This is a genomic window from Tumebacillus lacus (assembly GCF_026410385.1).
Lineage (GTDB): Bacteria > Bacillota > Bacilli > Tumebacillales > Tumebacillaceae > Tumebacillus > Tumebacillus lacus.
The window spans coordinates 81,406-97,431 of the sequence record NZ_JAPMLT010000001.1; the positions used below are offsets into that span (position 1 = coordinate 81,406).

Annotated in this window: 22 protein-coding genes; 17 read left to right on the plus strand and 5 right to left on the minus strand. The window is 57.2% G+C overall.

Annotation, left to right across the window (positions count from 1 at the left end; all coding sequences use genetic code 11):
- The first annotated feature begins 29 nt into the window (after positions 1–29).
- The 3 genes from OS242_RS00430 to OS242_RS00440 all read left to right on the plus strand — a co-directional run bounded on the left by OS242_RS00430 (position 30) and on the right by OS242_RS00440 (position 1,355).
- Entirely contained in the window at positions 30–257 is a 228-nt protein-coding gene (locus OS242_RS00430) for a small, acid-soluble spore protein, alpha/beta type (protein WP_267149686.1), read from the plus strand.
- Between the two features lie 171 nt (positions 258–428).
- Positions 429–617 carry an aspartyl-phosphate phosphatase Spo0E family protein gene (locus tag OS242_RS00435; RefSeq protein ID WP_267149687.1) on the plus strand — a complete coding sequence of 63 codons (189 nt, stop codon included), beginning with the start codon at positions 429–431 and terminating at the stop codon, positions 615–617.
- A gap of 21 nt (positions 618–638) precedes the next feature.
- Positions 639–1,355 (plus strand): S-layer homology domain-containing protein, encoded by a 717-nt coding sequence (locus OS242_RS00440; RefSeq protein WP_267149688.1) that lies wholly within the window; start codon positions 639–641, stop codon positions 1,353–1,355.
- 23 nt (positions 1,356–1,378) lie between these two features.
- On the opposite strand, the gene OS242_RS00445 is transcribed toward OS242_RS00440, so the two are convergent.
- The gene (locus OS242_RS00445; RefSeq protein ID WP_267149689.1) at positions 1,379–1,501 is read right to left on the minus strand and encodes a hypothetical protein; all 123 of its coding nucleotides are present in this window, start codon (positions 1,499–1,501) and stop codon (positions 1,379–1,381) included.
- A 22-nt stretch (positions 1,502–1,523) separates the two neighbouring features.
- Positions 1,524–1,799, minus strand: a complete 276-nt coding sequence (locus OS242_RS00450; RefSeq protein ID WP_267149690.1) for a hypothetical protein — start codon at positions 1,797–1,799, stop codon at positions 1,524–1,526.
- 338 nt (positions 1,800–2,137) lie between these two features.
- Between OS242_RS00450 and rsmD the strand changes: the two genes are divergently transcribed.
- From rsmD to OS242_RS00470, 4 genes are read left to right on the plus strand one after another with little or no spacing between them, the layout of a single operon-like run.
- Positions 2,138–2,740, plus strand: coding sequence for a 16S rRNA (guanine(966)-N(2))-methyltransferase RsmD (rsmD, locus tag OS242_RS00455; protein WP_267149691.1), 603 nt, complete (start codon positions 2,138–2,140; stop codon positions 2,738–2,740).
- A gap of 1 nt (position 2,741) precedes the next feature.
- Positions 2,742–3,227 (plus strand): pantetheine-phosphate adenylyltransferase, encoded by a 486-nt coding sequence (gene coaD / locus OS242_RS00460; protein ID WP_267149692.1) that lies wholly within the window; start codon positions 2,742–2,744, stop codon positions 3,225–3,227.
- A gap of 55 nt (positions 3,228–3,282) precedes the next feature.
- Entirely contained in the window at positions 3,283–4,083 is an 801-nt protein-coding gene (locus tag OS242_RS00465) for a patatin-like phospholipase family protein (RefSeq protein WP_267150404.1), read from the plus strand.
- Complete coding sequence (locus tag OS242_RS00470; protein ID WP_267149693.1) at positions 4,083–5,165, plus strand: SepM family pheromone-processing serine protease; 1,083 nt, start codon at positions 4,083–4,085, stop codon at positions 5,163–5,165. Before OS242_RS00465 ends, OS242_RS00470 begins: the two co-directional genes overlap by 1 nt.
- A 14-nt stretch (positions 5,166–5,179) precedes the next feature.
- On the opposite strand, the gene OS242_RS00475 is transcribed toward OS242_RS00470, so the two are convergent.
- Complete coding sequence (locus OS242_RS00475; RefSeq protein WP_267149694.1) at positions 5,180–6,451, minus strand: nucleotidyltransferase; 1,272 nt, start codon at positions 6,449–6,451, stop codon at positions 5,180–5,182.
- Between the two features lie 114 nt (positions 6,452–6,565).
- Between OS242_RS00475 and OS242_RS00480 the strand changes: the two genes are divergently transcribed.
- The 10 genes from OS242_RS00480 (at position 6,566) to rnc (ending at position 14,270) form a co-directional block, all read left to right on the plus strand.
- On the plus strand, positions 6,566–7,099 hold the full coding sequence (locus OS242_RS00480) for a YceD family protein (protein ID WP_267149695.1): 534 nt from the start codon (positions 6,566–6,568) through the stop codon (positions 7,097–7,099).
- Between the two features lie 40 nt (positions 7,100–7,139).
- Positions 7,140–7,316, plus strand: coding sequence for a 50S ribosomal protein L32 (gene rpmF, locus OS242_RS00485; RefSeq protein WP_267149696.1), 177 nt, complete (start codon positions 7,140–7,142; stop codon positions 7,314–7,316).
- A gap of 201 nt (positions 7,317–7,517) precedes the next feature.
- Positions 7,518–8,120, plus strand: a complete 603-nt coding sequence (gene fapR, locus OS242_RS00490; RefSeq protein ID WP_267149697.1) for a transcription factor FapR — start codon at positions 7,518–7,520, stop codon at positions 8,118–8,120.
- Positions 8,104–9,105, plus strand: a complete 1,002-nt coding sequence (gene plsX, locus OS242_RS00495; protein WP_267149698.1) for a phosphate acyltransferase PlsX — start codon at positions 8,104–8,106, stop codon at positions 9,103–9,105. Before fapR ends, plsX begins: the two co-directional genes overlap by 17 nt.
- A gap of 41 nt (positions 9,106–9,146) precedes the next feature.
- Positions 9,147–10,133: a beta-ketoacyl-ACP synthase III gene (locus tag OS242_RS00500; RefSeq protein ID WP_323372862.1), complete on the plus strand. Its 987-nt coding sequence runs from the start codon at positions 9,147–9,149 to the stop codon at positions 10,131–10,133.
- Positions 10,134–10,165: 32 nt separating this feature from the next.
- On the plus strand, positions 10,166–11,113 hold the full coding sequence (gene fabD, locus OS242_RS00505; protein WP_267149699.1) for an ACP S-malonyltransferase: 948 nt from the start codon (positions 10,166–10,168) through the stop codon (positions 11,111–11,113).
- Between the two features lie 5 nt (positions 11,114–11,118).
- Positions 11,119–11,859 carry a 3-oxoacyl-[acyl-carrier-protein] reductase gene (gene fabG, locus OS242_RS00510; RefSeq protein WP_267149700.1) on the plus strand — a complete coding sequence of 247 codons (741 nt, stop codon included), beginning with the start codon at positions 11,119–11,121 and terminating at the stop codon, positions 11,857–11,859.
- Between the two features lie 49 nt (positions 11,860–11,908).
- Complete coding sequence (acpP, locus tag OS242_RS00515) at positions 11,909–12,145, plus strand: acyl carrier protein (protein ID WP_267149701.1); 237 nt, start codon at positions 11,909–11,911, stop codon at positions 12,143–12,145.
- A gap of 117 nt (positions 12,146–12,262) precedes the next feature.
- Positions 12,263–13,507 (plus strand): beta-ketoacyl-ACP synthase II, encoded by a 1,245-nt coding sequence (gene fabF / locus OS242_RS00520; RefSeq protein WP_267149702.1) that lies wholly within the window; start codon positions 12,263–12,265, stop codon positions 13,505–13,507.
- Positions 13,508–13,577: 70 nt separating this feature from the next.
- Positions 13,578–14,270, plus strand: a complete 693-nt coding sequence (rnc, locus tag OS242_RS00525) for a ribonuclease III (protein ID WP_267149703.1) — start codon at positions 13,578–13,580, stop codon at positions 14,268–14,270.
- 33 nt (positions 14,271–14,303) lie between these two features.
- On the opposite strand, the gene OS242_RS00530 is transcribed toward rnc, so the two are convergent.
- Both OS242_RS00530 and OS242_RS00535 read right to left on the minus strand, forming a co-directional pair.
- Complete coding sequence (locus OS242_RS00530) at positions 14,304–15,029, minus strand: type II toxin-antitoxin system PemK/MazF family toxin (RefSeq protein WP_267149704.1); 726 nt, start codon at positions 15,027–15,029, stop codon at positions 14,304–14,306.
- 703 nt (positions 15,030–15,732) lie between these two features.
- Complete coding sequence (locus tag OS242_RS00535; protein WP_267149705.1) at positions 15,733–16,005, minus strand: LPD28 domain-containing protein; 273 nt, start codon at positions 16,003–16,005, stop codon at positions 15,733–15,735.
- Positions 16,006–16,026: the final 21 nt, after the last annotated feature.

Consider the following 16,026-nt stretch of genomic DNA (forward strand, 5'->3'; position numbering starts at 1 on the left):
GGCTGTGTTCGCGGAAGGAGCGATAGAGGATGGCAACCAACAAAAAAAGTCTGCCCGTGTTGAGCTTGCAAGCGACGATCCGGCAGTTTCGCTACGAGGTGGCCCGCGAGATCGGTCTGGACATTACGCTGGCGGCAAACGAATATGAATCGCCTCCGATGCACTCGTTGCACGTCGGTGCGATCCGGGGCGATGTGGCGAAGCGGATGGTCGATTTGGCCCAAGAACAACTCGGATGTAAACGGTCTCTTTCATGAGGCCGTTTTTTTTATCTATTCTTACTTACTTTCCGAACAACCCCTTACATTTTTTGGTCGTATGATTTATAGTGGAGAGAGAGCATCAAAAGATCAGATTGTTTGCAAGAGGACGGACTTTCGTTCGTAAGATAGTGGAAAACGCCATGTAGAAGGGTAAGGGTGTTGAAGATGAGCGGTATCTCTCTGCAGATCGAGACGTTGAGACAGAAGTTGCTCGAGATGGTGGATGTTCACCGAGGGGATTTTCTGCATCCGAATGTGCTTCGTATCTCTCAAGAACTCGATCTGTTGATCGTGCGGGTTCAAGAGACGCGCAGACGGGAGCGGCAGTCCGAAGAGAGGGTCTATCATCGTTGATCACACGGGGAGGTGTAGCGAGTGGCAACGCCGATTATGGGCAGATCTCAGGCAACAGCTTCACAGATGCGTGAATTTTTGCGCAGCCGCAACCCGGATGCGCCCGATTACAGCCAGTTGTATCTCGACATCGGTGCGAAGTACGGCGTTCGCGGTGATCTTGCTTTTGCCCAGTCGATGCATGAGACGGGGTATTGGCGGTTTACCGGTACGGTGCGCCCTTACCAAAACAATTTTTCCGGCCTTGGCGCCGTAACGTCCGACACGCGCGGCGCGATGTTTGCCACTCCCGCGCTCGGCATCGAAGCGCAGATTCAGCATTTGTACGGCTATGCGACAAACGCGCCGTTGCCCGCGGGCGTGAAAGTGGTCGATCCGAGATTTGACCTGCTCCAGCGATCCGGACTGCGTGGCATCGCGCCGAACTGGGAAGACCTCAGCGGCCGATGGGCGGTGCCAGGTGTCGGCTACGGCGAGAGCATCGTCCGACTCTGGCAGGAAATGTTGCAAACTCCTGTTTCCGAACCAATTCCGACGCCGCCCCCGCAGGTCGATCCTGTGGTCGCGCAACCGACGCAACCGGACCCTGCCGACCCGCTGGCGATCGGGTTGGCCGAAGCGGTGAGGCTCGGACTGTTGCAAGGATATGAAGACAACACATTGCGCCCCGACCGGCCTTTGACCCGGGCGGAGCTGGCGGTCGTCTTGAAACGACTGGCGGAGCGGCTGGGGAGATAACCCCGGCCACTCCGCCAGTTTTTTTATCGGCGATGTTTGTCTTTGGGCGGCATCATGATCATGATCGCAAATTGAAAGAGAATGATGCCGACAAAGATCAGCGAGGCGAAGATCGCCACTTGCGTCGGGGTGAAATCGAACTCCATGCAGGAACCCTCGCTTTCTGTGTCAGATCTGGGAGATCTCGACGGTCGCCTCCTGCACGCGCCGGCCGAGAGACGCTTGTTCCGGCGAGGCGGGCAGCAGACCTTGTTCGATTGTGTGTTCGACGTTTCGCGTCGCGTCGCAGATCCGGTTGCAGATCGCTTGCAGACGTTGCCCGTGTGCGCGAGTGCCCGGGTCTGCGAGCAACAGATGGATCAATCCGTCCGCGTCCTCAACCGACAGCTCGATCTGGCGGAGCGACTGCTCGATGTACATCCGTTTTTGCTGCTCAGTCAACATGTGATGCTCACTCCTCTGCCTACTAGGGTGTCTGCAGGGGAGGCGGCTCATGCTGGATGTTGCTGGACAAAACAAAAAACCCGCGTCCGGGTATACGCGGGTTTTCGCCCTACCGCTTTCACGATAGGAACTGGGAGAGGAGAAACCGGAGGAAGAGCTTATGGGGAAACCTAAGTCTTCTCCGCGGTTGCCTGCAACAGCTCACGCCGTTGCTGATACTATCATCGCCCCCTTTCAGGAAGTCTATACACACGGAGGAAAAATTTTAGGACGTGAGAGGACAAGTTGGCTCGGACATGCCGATTTATGGTAAAGTAATGTCGAGGAGTTGAAGAGAGATGCGTGTCATTGCCGGAGATTTTGGTGGCAGAAGATTGAAAGCGGTGCCGGGGACAAACACCCGCCCCACCACCGACAAGGTCAAAGAATCCATGTTCAACATCATCGGACCTTACTTCAATGGAGGAACGGCCCTTGATCTGTTTGCCGGCACGGGCGGGCTTGGCATCGAAGCGCTCTCTCGGGGCATCGACCGAGCTGTCTTTGTCGACAAAGACTTTAAGGCGCTGTCGACCATCCGGGAAAACCTCACGGCGCTGGGCCTGCAAAAGGACCGCGCTGAGGTGCAGAAAAACGATGCCAAGCGGGCGCTGGAGGGCTTGAAAGCCCGAGGCGAAACGTTTAATCTGGTCTTTCTCGATCCGCCGTACAAACTGACCGGGCTGTATCACGAATTGATCCTGCACCTGCAAGAGCAGAGCATGTTGCATGACGGTGCGGTCATCGTGGCCGAGCACAGCGAGGATGTCGAACTGCCGGATCGCTTTGCAGGCGCCGTGCGATGGCGGCTGGCGACATACGGCGAGATCGCGATCTCCTTTTATGAATGGAAGGCCGATCAAGATCCGGTCGAGGCAAATGAAGAAGGGATGACGAAATAGAATGAGAATCGCAGTCTATCCGGGATCGTTCGATCCATTGACCAACGGGCATTTGGACATCGCCGAGCGCGGCGCAAAAACGTTTGACAAACTGATCATCGCCGTGATGGTCAATCCGCATAAAAATCCGCTGTTCACCGTCGAAGAGCGCAAAGAGCTGATTCGCGAGGCGACCCAGCATCTGCCGAACGTTGAAGTGGACAGTTTCCCGGGTCTGCTCGTCAACTACGCGCGCGAAAACGGCGTTTCGGCGATCATCAAAGGCCTGCGCGCTGTCTCCGATTTTGAGATGGAGTTGCAGCATGCGACGCTCAACCGCCGGATGTTCCCGGAGGCGGAGACGCTGTTTATTCCGACGGCTTACAACTATTCCTATCTCAGTTCGTCGATCGTCAAGGAGATCGCCCGTCACGGCGGTCCGGTCAGCGAGTTGGTGCCGCCGCACGTGGAACGTCAGCTGCGGGAAAAATACGGGATTGCAAGATAACCTCGCGGACAGGTACATAAGCATGTAAGAGCCGAACGCACGGGGAGGGAGAGACCTGGTGCAGGACAGACAACCACGAATCGGGCTCGCGCTGGGCGCGGGCGGCGCAAGGGGCTTTGCGCACGTCGGCGTATTGCAAGTGCTGGAAAAGATGGGCGTGAAAGTCGACATGATCGCCGGGTGCAGCATGGGATCATTGGTCGGAGCTCTTTATTGCACAGGGATGGAAACGCGTTACCTCGAACAGCTGGCGGTCAATTTAAAACGCCGGCACTGGATCGATTTTTCTGTGGTGCCGAAGATGGGCTTTGTCAACGGGCAGCGGTTTCAAGAGATGACGCGCTTTTTAACCAAAGGGCAAAACATCGAAGACCTGCCGATCCCGCTGGCGATCATCGCCACCGACGTGGAGCGGGGCGAGCGGGTCGTCTTTCGCGAAGGGCCGATCCACGAAGCGGTGCGGGGGAGCATTTCGATCCCCGGCATTTTCATCCCACATCGTTACCAAGGGCGGATGTTGGTCGACGGTGCGGTGATCGACCGCGTTCCGATCCAGGTGGCGCGGGAGATGGGGGCTGACATCGTCATTGCGGTCGACGTCGGCCTGTATGAAAAGCAGACGGCGGTCAAAAGCGTCTTTGACGTGATCTCGCAGTCGATTGAGATCATGGAGCGGGAGATCCTGCGCACGCGGATCTTGAACGCCGACGTCGTGATCCGCCCGGATGTTGGACACATCTCCTCGACCGCCTTCACGCAGATCGACGAGTGCGTGTCGTTGGGGCGTGAAGCGTGCGAGCGAGTGGCGGAACACATTCGCAACACCATAGATGAATGGCGAGATGGAGGCTCCTGATGAACAAGCAACAAGATTCCTCCCGTTTTTTGGGCAAAAAAAATCTGCGCGGTGCTCTTTTGACCGTCGTTTTTGCCATCACCTTCTTCATTCCTACTCCGTACTACATCTATCAACCGGGCACGGCGGAAGAACTGTCGCCGAAAGTCACCGTCGAGGGCGGGGAAAAGGATGAGCAAGGCACGCTGATGCTGACCACCGTCATGTCGATCAAAGCGAGCAACATCTACTACCTCGCCTACGGGTACGTCGCACCGCACAGCGAGCTGCGCCGTGAGGAAGAGGTCAAGCAGGGGATGAGCGACGCGGAGTATGAACGTCTGCTCAAACACATGATGGACACCTCGCAGCAAAACGCCATCATCGCAGGGCTCCACAGTGCCGGCGAAGAGGTCAAGATCGACAACAAAGGCATCTTTGTCAAAAGCATCGTCCCCGCTTCCAAAGCGGCCGGCGTGCTCGAGGTCGGCGATGTGATCACAAAAGTCGACGGCAAGGCGATGACGCGGGCGGAAGACCTGATCGATTATATGAATCACAACAAAAAGCCGGGCGACCGCGTCGAGTTGACGTACAGCCGCGACGGCGCAACCAAAAAGTCGACGATCGAAGTGGTCGAGCTGGGCGTGGAAAATCAGACCGACCCCGGCGTCCCGAAAAAGGTCGGCCTCGGCATTTTGCCTGAGAACGAGATCTCGCTGGATCTGCCGCGCAAGGTGACGATCAACGCGGAAGACATCGGCGGCCCGTCGGCCGGGCTGATGTTCTCGCTGGAGATCTACTCGCAGGCGACCAAGGGCGACCTGACCAAAGGGTACCGCATCGCCGGCACGGGCACGATGAACCAAAAGGGCGAGGTTGGCCAGATCGGCGGCATCCGCCACAAGATCGTCGCAGCTCATGAAGAGGGGGCGGAGATCTTCTTCTCCCCGGCTGACGTGGACGCGGAAGACGCAAACACCAAAGACATCTTGGATGAAGCGGAAAAGCTCGGCTACAAAGACATCAAAGTGGTGCCGGTGGCGACGCTGCAAGAGGCGATTGACTACTTGGAGAAACTGCCGCCCAAGACAGGCAAATAAAAAGGTCCGCCAGCCTAGAGCTGGGGACCTTTTTTGTCTGCTTTGACCTGTTGGTCAAAACGTTCGACGCGGCGGGTATAATCCCATTGAGGCGCGCCCGGCTGCGGGATGGGATAGCCTTGCGCGTAGAGGCGGCTGGCACGGATGTCCAGCTCCAACATCGGAGATTTTTCTTTTGGCAAGTTGGTCAGAATAGGGACACGAGCGACCTCGGTTGCCTGCCTGAGCAACCGGCGGCCCCGCTCGGTAAAGCCGAGAACGCGGATATAGTCCGGTCCGTCAGCCATGCGGAGCGCCGCTTGTTGGTCGCGGGTCAGCCCCAGCAAAATCGCCGTCAGAGCCCGTTGGATCTTCGTCCAAGTGAAACGTTTGGTCTTGACCAAAGAGATCAGTTCTTGCACCGTCTGCGCGTTTCTGGCGGCTTCCAGAAGACGGTGCTCCAGCCCTTCGTCGACGCCGACATAGCCGGACAGCTCGGCCGGAGTGGCGCGCAGGAGCAGAGAGAAGATCGTCTGGGCGAAGTTTTCCCACCGCATCGGCCCGCGTCCTGCGGCAAACTCCGCTTGAAGGATGCGGTAGGAGGTGGCGGGGAGAAGCGGTTCTGCGGTCGCGAGCCCGGTCTCGAGGGTCGCTTTGCGGATCGCAGTCGCGCTGGCGATCTTCGGGTGGGTGATCCGCTCCTCGTTGTAGCCTGCCGCGATGCGGGTGATCGTCGTCGGTCGGATCGAAGAGCCGAGCTTGTGCAGGGCAGCCAGGTATTCGAGGCCGAGCATGTTGTTCGGCGAGGCGGCCAGAGCGGCGTCCAATCCGGCGTCGCCCGACGCGTAGCGGACGAGCGCGGCGGAGGCGGCCCGGGGATAAGATTGACCTTTTGCCAATTCTTCGCGAATATACTCTTGTAGAAGCGGGGGTTCGTCCGCTATGATGGTGCTAAGCGTTTGCAATGCTGCGATGTCGCCGCTCTCGCTGCCAAAGCACAGCGAGTCGACGACGCCGAGACGGTCGAGCACAGCCACCGACCCGTAGGCGAACCACGACGCGCTCTGCGTCGAATACGCGACAGGCATCTCCAGCACGAGGTCGACACCTTGCGCGAGCGCCATCTGGGCGCGGGCCCATTTGTTCAGAATCGCCGGTTCCCCGCGCTGAAGAAAGTGGCCGCTCATCACGGCGACAACAGCGTCTGCTCCAGTGGACAAGCGGGCCTGTTCGACGTGATAGAGGTGGCCGTTGTGCATCGGGTTGTATTCAACGATCACGCCGGTGACGTGAGTTGAGGCATGCATGAGAAAATCCCCTCCCGGACTCCATTTCTAGCGTCATTATAGCAATCAGACTCTTTATTGACAATTTGCCAATCACTAGCTATAATGAACTCTGTTGCTTACGAGGTGATATCGTTGAAACTGCGTTGGCGTGATTTGAGAGAGCGCTCGGAAGGCGTATCTCTGCACGAGACGATCGAATGGCCGAATCTCACCAAAGAGAATCGACAATTGATCGCCATTGAGCCTTTTGATGTTCAGGTGCACGGTTCGGAAACGAACGGGATCGGTATCGTCAAGGGTGATCTTAAGAGCAGAGCTACCTACCGTTGTTCCCGATGCCTCTGCGATTTCACGGAAGAGTTGCACGTTCCGATCGCAGAGCACTTTGTACAGAAAGAGGATGACGAGCTTTCCGAAGCCGATCTGTTCGCGGGCCTTGATGAGCAAGATCGCACCCCGGTAACAGGGGACACCCTTGATCTTTCGCCTCATCTTGAGCAAGCGGTTCATCTCGCTCTGCCGTATAATCCGGTATGCAAACAAGATTGTGCTGGATTGTGTCCAGAGTGCGGCGTAAACCGCAACGAGGTGACGTGTTCGTGCAACACGGAACGAATCGATCCTCGACTGGCAGATCTGGCCAAGTTTTTTGAAAAAGATTCCTAGTAAGCTTTTTTGCCTTTTCTGGTAAGGAGGTGTTTTTAAGATGGCAGTACCACAGCGACGCACGTCCAAGACGCGTAAGCGCATGCGCCGTACGCACTTCAAGATCTCGGCTCCGGGTATGGTTGAATGCCCGCAATGCCATGAAATGAAGCTGGCTCATCGCATCTGCAAGAACTGCGGTTCCTACAAAGGCCGCACCGTTGTTGAAAACAACTAATTCTTGCGCGTTAAAAAGCAAGTGTGCATCAGCCACTTGCTTTTTTACTTTGTTCAGCAAAAAGACTCCGAAAATCGCACCGCAAAAAAAGAAACGTTCCGACAAAGAAATCGGTTGTACGAACGGTTCTTTTTTTATATACTTGTTCTAGCACTAGGTACTATGAGCGACTAGAAGCCCTGGGTGAGGAGGGTGATACATATGGCTGCTGTAAGGAACAAACGGCAACGGCAACATGAATTGACCGCCCTGATCGAGAGCGAGCCGTTCCTCACCGATGAGGATCTGGCGGAGCGCTTTAGGGTCAGCGTGCAGACGATCCGACTGGATCGCCTCGCCCTCGGGATACCGGAGCTGCGGGAGCGGATTCGAGCGGTTGCCACGAACAAGCAGGAAGAACTTCGCTCGCTGGAGGTCACCGAGGTGATCGGTGAGTTGATCGAGCTCGATCTCAACCGGATGGCGATCTCGATCTTGGAGATCAGCCCGGAGCACGTGTTCTCCCGGACCAAGATCGCCAGGGGACACTACTTGTTTGCGCAGGCCAATTCGCTCGCCGTCTCGGTAATCGACGCGGAGATCGTGCTGACAGGCAGCGCCGAGGTGCGATTTATCCGACCCGTCAAAGAAAACGAGCGATTGATCTCCAAGGCGGTCGTGGTGGAAAACCGCGACGACCGGGCTTTGGTCGAGGTTCGATCCAAATCGGGCGACGAATATGTGTTCGAAGGTCAATTTGTAGTATTTAAAATGACAGTGCATAGAATGGAGAATGGAGGGGCGCCTGTTGAAAATCGCGATTGATGCGATGGGCGGTGACAACGCGCCGGACGCGATTGTTGCCGGCACCGTGCTCGCAGCCCGTGAAAACCCGGCCGTTACGCTGGTGCTGGTCGGGGATGAAAACGCGATCAAGCGTTGCCTTGGACAAGATGCCCCGCGCAACATTGAGGTCGTGCATACCACAGAAGTGATTGAAGCGGAGGACGAGCCTGTGCGCGCCGTCCGTCGCAAAAAAGACGCCTCGATGGTCGTCGCGGCCCGCATGGTCAAAGAAGGACAGGCGGACGGCGTCGTCTCCGCCGGAAACACCGGCGCACTGATGGCTGCGGGTCTGTTGGTCGTCGGCCGCATTCGCGACATCGACCGTCCGGCGCTGGCTTCGGTCTGGCCGACGATGGGCGGCAAGGCGATGCTGGTGCTCGACGTCGGTGCCAATATGGACGCCGAGGCGAACCACCTGTATCAATACGCTTTGATGGCCAACGTTTACGCCAAGGTCGTGCTCGGGATGCCAGAGCCGCGCATCGGTCTGCTCAACGTCGGCTCCGAGCCGGGCAAAGGGGACAAGTTGCGCAAAGAAGCCTACGGGCTTTTGGAAAACGGGCCGTTCCGCTTCGCCGGCAACATCGAGGCGCGGGAAGCGCTGAACGATCGTTGCGATGTTTTGGTCGCCGATGGTTTTACCGGCAACAATATGTTGAAACTGATAGAGGGTTTCGGCTTGGGGTTGTTTGACCAACTGAAGCGCATCTTTTTGGCCAACACGTTGTCCAAGTTGGCAGCTGCGGTCTTGAAACCGGGTCTGACCGCGTTTAAAAAACGTTTCGACTATACCGAATACGGCGGCGCTCCGCTGCTTGGCATTGACGGCGCAGTGATCAAGGCGCACGGTTCGTCCAACGACCGTGCCTTCCAGATGGCGATCACGCAGGCGATTCGCTTCCTCGACGGCAACGTCTTGGAGCAGATCCGCACCGATCTGACCAAAACGACGGAGACAGTCTGAGCCGATAGCATCATGGTTTTACGGGAGAGGAGAACGACAGAGTGACCAAGATTCCTGTTGGTATTTTGGGGACGGGTTCCGCAGTTCCAGAGCAAGTGCTCACCAATGACGATCTCGCGCTGCGAGTGGACACCAGTGACGAATGGATTCGTACCCGCACGGGGATTCGTGAGCGGCGCATCGCTGATCGCGACACGGCGAGTTCTGACTTGGCGGTCTTGGCCGCAGAAAAGGCGATGCAGGCGGCGGGCATCACGCCGGAAGAGATCGGTGTGGTGATCTGCGCCACCGTCACGCCCGACCACATGTTTCCGGCGACGGCCTGCCTCGTGCAGGAGCGCATCGGTGCGAAACAGGCAGCCGCTTTTGATCTGTCGGCCGGCTGCTCTTCCTTCCTGTACGCGCTCTCGACGGCCGTTCCGATGTTGCAGACGGGCATGTACCGCTATGCGCTCGTGATCGGCGTGGAGACGCTGTCAAAGATCATGGACTTTGAAGATCGCTCCACCTGTGTGCTCTTTGGCGACGGTGCCGGTGCGGCCGTTCTGGGCACGGTAGAAGAGGGGAAAGGATTTTTGTCCTTCGAGATGGGCGCGGACGGCGGCGGCGGTCAACTGTTGATTCAACAGGCGGGCGGTTCGCGGATTCCGGCTTCCCAAGAGAGTGTGTTGGCACGCCAACACTATATCTCCATGGCCGGGAGCGAAGTGTTTAAATTTGCGGTGCGCGTGATCGGTTCCTCGTCGGAGGCCGCTTTGAAAAAGGCGGGCTATACAAAGGACGATATCGACTACCTGATCCCGCACCAGGCCAACGTTCGGATCATCGACGCGGCCACGAACCGTTTGGGTCTCGACCCGGAAAAAGTGTTCGTCAATTTGGATCGCTACGGCAACATGTCGTCCGCTTCGATACCTGTGGCACTTGACGAAGCGGTACGAACTGGTAAGATTCAAGAGGGTGACTTGCTCGTCCTCTGCGGGTTCGGCGCTGGGCTGACCTGGGGCGCGACAGTCGTCCGCTGGTAGTTGGTAAGAGAAGACGCGAGGAGGTAGCGACAATGTCGAAGTACGCATTTGTATTCCCTGGACAGGGAGCGCAAGTCGTCGGCATGGGCAAGGCGATGGCCGATGCCTATCCGGAGGCGGCCGCGATCTTCAAACAAGCGGACGAAGCGCTGGGATTCTCTTTGTCAGAGATCATCTGGGAAGGTCCGGAGGACAAGCTCCGCCTGACCTACTACACCCAACCCGCGATCTTGACGGCCAGCATCGCTCTGTACGAAGTGTTTAAAAAAGAAGGCATCGTGCCGGTGTGCACGGCGGGGCACTCGCTGGGCGAGTACTCCGCGCTTGTGGCAGCCGGTGCGCTGACATTCTCGGACGCAGTGCGTCTGGTACATATGCGCGGCACCTACATGGACGAGGCGGTTCCGGCCGGTCAAGGGGCGATGAGTGCCGTGATGGGCATGGATCGCGAGGAACTGTCTGCGATCTGCGCCGACGTGAGCGCGGCTCACGGTCCGGTTGAACTGGCAAACGTCAACTGCCCGGGTCAGATCGTCATCTCCGGCAAAGCGGAGGCGGTGTCGAAGGCGGGCGAGGTGATCAAGGAGCTCGATCGCAGCGGCGTGCGGGTGATTCCGCTGGTCGTCAGCGGTCCGTTCCACTCCTCGTTGATGGCGCCGGCAGCAGACCGACTGGCTGAGCAACTGGCGGCAGCGGATGTCCGCGATGCGCAAGTTCCGGTGATCGCCAACTGCACGGCGTCTCCGGTCAGCACCGCAAACGAGATCCGTACCGCGCTCAAAGAGCAGGTGGCATCGGCAGTCCTCTGGGAGGACTCGGTGCGCACGATGCTGGAACTCGGTGTCGACACGTTCGTCGAGATCGGCCCGGGCAAAGTGCTCTCCGGCTTGATCAAGAAGGTCGACCGTAAGCTCCAGACGTTCTCGATCCAGACGCCGGAGACGCTCGACGCCGCGCTCGCAGCCATCAAGGGGGAATAACAGCCATGTTAAGCGGAAAAGTAGCACTGGTCACCGGCGGCTCTCGCGGGATCGGCCGCGCGATCAGCCTTGAGTTGGCCTCGCAAGGCGCGAAGGTCGTCGTCAACTATGCAGGCAGTCAATCGGCCGCTGAAGAAGTGGTGGCGATGATCAAAGAGCAAGGCGGCGAAGCGATTGCTGTGCAAGGCGACGTCGCAAGCTATGAAGACGCGGAGAAGATGGTGCAGTCGACGCTCGACGCGTTCGGTCGGGTCGACATCCTCGTCAACAACGCCGGCATCACCCGCGACAATCTCCTCATTCGCATGAAGGAGGAGGAGTGGGACAGCGTGTTGAACACCAACCTCAAAGGCGTGTTTCACTGCACGAAGGCTGTCGCTCGCACAATGATGAAACAACGTGCAGGTCGGATCATCAACATCACCTCGGTGGTGGGCGTGATCGGCAACCCGGGTCAAGCCAACTACGTCTCGGCCAAAGCGGGCGTGATCGGGCTGACCAAGTCGAACGCGAAGGAACTGTCGTCTCGCGGCATCACCGTCAATGCGGTGGCACCGGGTTACATCGAGACGGACATGACCGACAAGCTCGGCGAGGATGTGAAAGGCAAGCTGTTTGAGGCGATCCCGCTGCAGCGGCTCGGTCGCCCTGAAGATATCGCGAACGCCGTTTCGTTCTTGGCGTCCGACAAGGCCGCTTATATCACCGGCCAAGTGCTGAACATCGACGGCGGCATGGTGATGTAACGAATCGTCGTCGTGCAACCGTTGACTCTTGAGGGGAGGTGAACACATAATGTCCGCAGAAATCTTTGACCGCGTAAAAAACATCATCGTAGATCGTCTGGGTGTCGAAGAGGGTGAAATCTCTCTGCAGTCTTCTTTCAAAGACGACCTCGGCGCAGACTCCCTGGACGTAGTCGAACTGGTAATGGAACTGGAAGACGAGTTCGATATGGAAATCTCCGATGAAGATGCTGAAAAGATCAACACTGTAGGTGACGTCGTCACGTACATTGCTTCTCAGAAGTAATCTTCACCGTTGAAATGGAGGAGTCCCGTGACGCACAACTGCACGATCGGGACTTCTCTTTTCTCTACGTATGACGAACAGCTACAATAGCACTGTAAAGCGAAGGTGACTCTCAACATGAAAAGACGTGTAGTAATCACCGGTATGGGTGTCATTTCTCCGGTCGGGAATGACGTCGAGACGTTTTGGAACAGCTTGATCAACGGAAAATCAGGAATCCGGAAGATTGACCGCTTTGACACAGAGGGCTTTGCCACAACGATTGCAGGCCAAGTGGTCGACTTCAATCCGGAAGACTTTATCGATAGAAAAGAAGCTCGCAAAATGGACCGTTTCGTGCAGTATTCGGTGGCGGCGGCGATCCAAGCGATGAATCAATCGGGTCTGAAACTCGATCAGGAGAACGCAGAGCGCGTCGGTGTTTACATCGGCTCCGGCATCGGCGGTCTCGAGACGCTGTGCGAGCAACACTCGATCTTGAAAGAGCGCGGTCCGCGCCGCGTGTCCCCGTTCTTCATCCCGATGATGATCGGTGACATGGCGTCCGGCCAAGTTTCGATCTACTTTGGCGCCAAAGGTCCGAACTCCTCGCCGATCTCGGCGTGCGCGACCGGCACCAACGCGATCGGCGATGCTTCCAAGATCATCGAACGGGGCGCGGCTGACGTCATGCTGACCGGCGGATCGGAGGCAGCGGTGCTGCCGCTGACAGTGGCCGGGTTCAACGCGGCGAAAGCGATGTCCACATCCTACAACGAAACGCCGGAAAAAGCGTCTCGCCCGTTTGATAAGGATCGTGACGGCTTTGTCCTCGGCGAAGGTGCGGGCGTGCTCGTGCTGGAAGAGTTGGAACACGCGAAGAAGCGCGGTGCGACAATCCTCGCCGAAGTGGTCGGCTACGGCATGAGCGGCGACGCCTACCACATCACCGCACCGGCTCCGGAAGGCGAAGGGGCGGCGCGGGCGATGAAGGCGGCACTGCATGACGCGGGGATCGAACCGAGCGCAATCGGCTACATCAACGCACACGGCACCTCGACCGAGTTCAATGATTTCTTCGAGACGCAAGCTGTGAAGAGCGCGTTTGGCGAGCATGCCTACAAACTGGCGATGTCGTCGACCAAGTCGATGACCGGTCATCTGCTGGGTGCTGCGGGCGCAATCGAAGCGGTCGCCTGCGTGCAAGCGTTGCGCGAAGGCATCTTGCCGCCGACGACCAACCTCGACCAACCGGGTGAAGGTTGCGACCTCGACTATGTGGCCAATGTAGCGCGCAAAGCGGATGTCGAATATGTCATGTCCAATTCTCTTGGATTTGGCGGGCATAATGCGTCGATCATTATAAGAAAATATAACGACTGAGCAACACGTTCTTCCCTGGCATTCCGGCAACGGGTGCCAGGGCATCTCCATTTTAGGGTCAGGTGAGCAGATGATGGGTCAATTCGAGAAACTGCTGTCGAATTTGGACATCAAGTTTGAGAATCGCAAGCTGTTGAAACAGGCGTTCACACACGCCTCGTACCGCAACGAACATCGCACGGAGGCCGGTCAGGACAACGAGCGGCTGGAGTTCCTCGGCGATGCTGTGTTGGAACTGCTCGTCAGTGAGTATCTGTTTTTGAAGTATCCGAAGATGCCGGAGGGAGAGTTGACCCGTCTGCGGGCTGCGATCGTCTGTGAACCGTCGCTGGTGCGTTTTGCCACCAAGCTGGAGTTCGACAAGTACATCCGGCTCGGGCGCGGTGAGGAGATCTCCGGCGGCCGCAAGCGTCCGGCGTTGCTCGCCGATGTGTTTGAGGCGTTTGTCGGGGCTTTCTATCTTGATCAGGGACTGATGGCAGTCAAGGATTTCCTGCATCGCTTCGTCGTCTCGGAACTCCAAGACGTCAATGCGCCGCTTCTGTCCGACTACAAGACCATGTTGCAAGAGCATGTCCAGCGTGAAGGGCTCGGCGCGCTCGTCTACCAGATCCTCGAAGAACGTGGCCCGGCGCACAACCGCGAGTTTGTCGCCCGCGTGATGCTCGACCAAAAGCCGATGGGCGAAGGGTCGGGGCGTTCGAAAAAGGAAGCGGAGCAGCATGCCGCCCGGATGACGATGATGATGCTCGGCAAGATCTGAGCTGGGCTTCCTGGAGTGATCAGGTCGAATGGCTCACTCTTGATCGCTTGAGGAAGCCTTATAGAGGAACGGACGGCCGTGTTTGATGGCGTCGATCTCTTGGCGCAGCAGTTCGTTTTCGATCTCCAATTGCTCCTGCCGATAGCGGGAGCGTATCATGGACTTATAAAGGCTTGGCGTGAAATGACGGGCTAACAGCTCGTCGATCATGTCCAAGTCTTTTTTGTCGATCACAATCGGGTCAAAGTCGGAGAGTTCCACACCGTATGGCATGCATTCGTGTTGGGATTTGGAGACAAAGTAGCCAAGGATGCGCCGCTTGTCGATCACTTTGATCGCATCGAGTTGCAAGGTGGTGGGGGTATCGAAGGGGTAGTGCAAGGAGAGGTCGTAGTGGAGGACGACAGGGTCGCCGTATTTCTTGCTGGTCATCGGGGCGACGAGGGCCCAGTTGCGGCCTTCGTAGAGGATCAGGCAGGGGTGACGGTAGGAGGTTTCCGAGCCGATGTTAAACGCGCCGAGGTCGGCATAGATGACTCGTCCTCGTTTGTAGCGGGTGTGGTTTTCGGCGCTGAAGGCGCGGTCGAGCCAGAACTCATTCCAAAGGATCAAGGGGACGGTGCGACGCAAGGGGGCGTCCTGCAGATAGAGGGCGAGCTTGGCGAGGGATTTCATCATCTCCGGGAACAGACCCATGTGCTTGGCGTCCTGCTCGGGACAGAGGCGATACTTTTCCAAAAGGAATTTTTTGTTGGGCATTTCGAGGTCTCCTTACGAGGGGATTTCGAGGATCAAAAGGGGGGGTGTAACGCCTTTTATTTTTTCACAGTGCGATTGATAAAGTCAAGCCGTTTTTTGTAACAAAACAGAGGACCACCCGTGCGTTGGGCGGTCCCGTTGAAAGTCAGATGACAGATTGCAGAGAGTTGGAGCGATATTTCTCATATTCGCGGTCGATTTCATGCAAGGTGACCAGGAACTGTTTAACCTTCGTGACAAAACGTTTCATGCGGTGACTCCTCCTTGGGAGAGTGATGTTGTTTTGACATCCTGATCGTACACCGCGAATGTGAAGCCAGTATGAAAAAGGTGTAATCACTCGATATTTGAATAACAGACGAAAAATTCAGTCGAAAAGGCGGCGTGTGCAGACGGTTACTGGTCAACACATCGGTGAGCGTGACAGCGATGCGGCTCTGGCGGCCGCAAAACGGGCGATCTCAGCACGAGATGTGCTCGACTATGCCCAGACCCATGAAAAGGTCGTACTCCTGCTGTCAGGGCAGTCAAGCGTCGCTAACAAGGTCAGCTTGAACTTCCTCGTAGAGCAACGGGGAAACCGGCTTGCGTGGATGCCAAGACTTACGATGCCCGCGTGGCGACGACTCAGACTGCAACCGAACAAAAAAACGCTCTGTCGGCTGACAGGGCGTTTTTTGTGGATGCCGCAGGGGGCAGCAAGCTACTCGACCAGTCCAAAGCCGCGGGCGAGTTTCATCCCGAGGTCTTCGTTCAGGGATTGGAATTCGCCGTTGTTGAACTCGATCTCTTGCTCTGCGATCATCGTGCCCCAAAAATCGGTGGCAGCGGTGCTTTCGATGACGATCGGCAAGAACGGTCGCTCGTCATCCGCGCGAATCTCATAATAGACGAGATCGGGGTCGCGATCCTCTTCAGCGATGCGGTCGCGTGTGATCGTCACTTTGTGGCCTTTGAATTTTAACGTTTTGGTCATCTCGTTCCCCTCCTTGTCCTG

Coding starts and splice junctions, on each gene's coding strand:
- coaD (WP_267149692.1), top strand. CDS start 2,742: ATGAGAATCGCAGTCTATCCGGGATCGTTCGATCCATTGACCAACGGG.
- OS242_RS00530 (WP_267149704.1), bottom strand. CDS start 15,029: ATGCCCAACAAAAAATTCCTTTTGGAAAAGTATCGCCTCTGTCCCGAG.
- rsmD (WP_267149691.1), top strand. CDS start 2,138: ATGCGTGTCATTGCCGGAGATTTTGGTGGCAGAAGATTGAAAGCGGTG.
- OS242_RS00435 (WP_267149687.1), top strand. CDS start 429: ATGAGCGGTATCTCTCTGCAGATCGAGACGTTGAGACAGAAGTTGCTC.
- fabF (WP_267149702.1), top strand. CDS start 12,263: ATGAAAAGACGTGTAGTAATCACCGGTATGGGTGTCATTTCTCCGGTC.
- OS242_RS00475 (WP_267149694.1), bottom strand. CDS start 6,451: ATGCATGCCTCAACTCACGTCACCGGCGTGATCGTTGAATACAACCCG.
- fabG (WP_267149700.1), top strand. CDS start 11,119: ATGTTAAGCGGAAAAGTAGCACTGGTCACCGGCGGCTCTCGCGGGATC.
- OS242_RS00535 (WP_267149705.1), bottom strand. CDS start 16,005: ATGACCAAAACGTTAAAATTCAAAGGCCACAAAGTGACGATCACACGC.
- OS242_RS00470 (WP_267149693.1), top strand. CDS start 4,083: ATGAACAAGCAACAAGATTCCTCCCGTTTTTTGGGCAAAAAAAATCTG.
- OS242_RS00430 (WP_267149686.1), top strand. CDS start 30: ATGGCAACCAACAAAAAAAGTCTGCCCGTGTTGAGCTTGCAAGCGACG.
- OS242_RS00445 (WP_267149689.1), bottom strand. CDS start 1,501: ATGGAGTTCGATTTCACCCCGACGCAAGTGGCGATCTTCGCCTCGCTG.
- rnc (WP_267149703.1), top strand. CDS start 13,578: ATGATGGGTCAATTCGAGAAACTGCTGTCGAATTTGGACATCAAGTTT.
- acpP (WP_267149701.1), top strand. CDS start 11,909: ATGTCCGCAGAAATCTTTGACCGCGTAAAAAACATCATCGTAGATCGT.
- OS242_RS00450 (WP_267149690.1), bottom strand. CDS start 1,799: ATGTTGACTGAGCAGCAAAAACGGATGTACATCGAGCAGTCGCTCCGC.
- rpmF (WP_267149696.1), top strand. CDS start 7,140: ATGGCAGTACCACAGCGACGCACGTCCAAGACGCGTAAGCGCATGCGC.
- fapR (WP_267149697.1), top strand. CDS start 7,518: ATGGCTGCTGTAAGGAACAAACGGCAACGGCAACATGAATTGACCGCC.
- fabD (WP_267149699.1), top strand. CDS start 10,166: ATGTCGAAGTACGCATTTGTATTCCCTGGACAGGGAGCGCAAGTCGTC.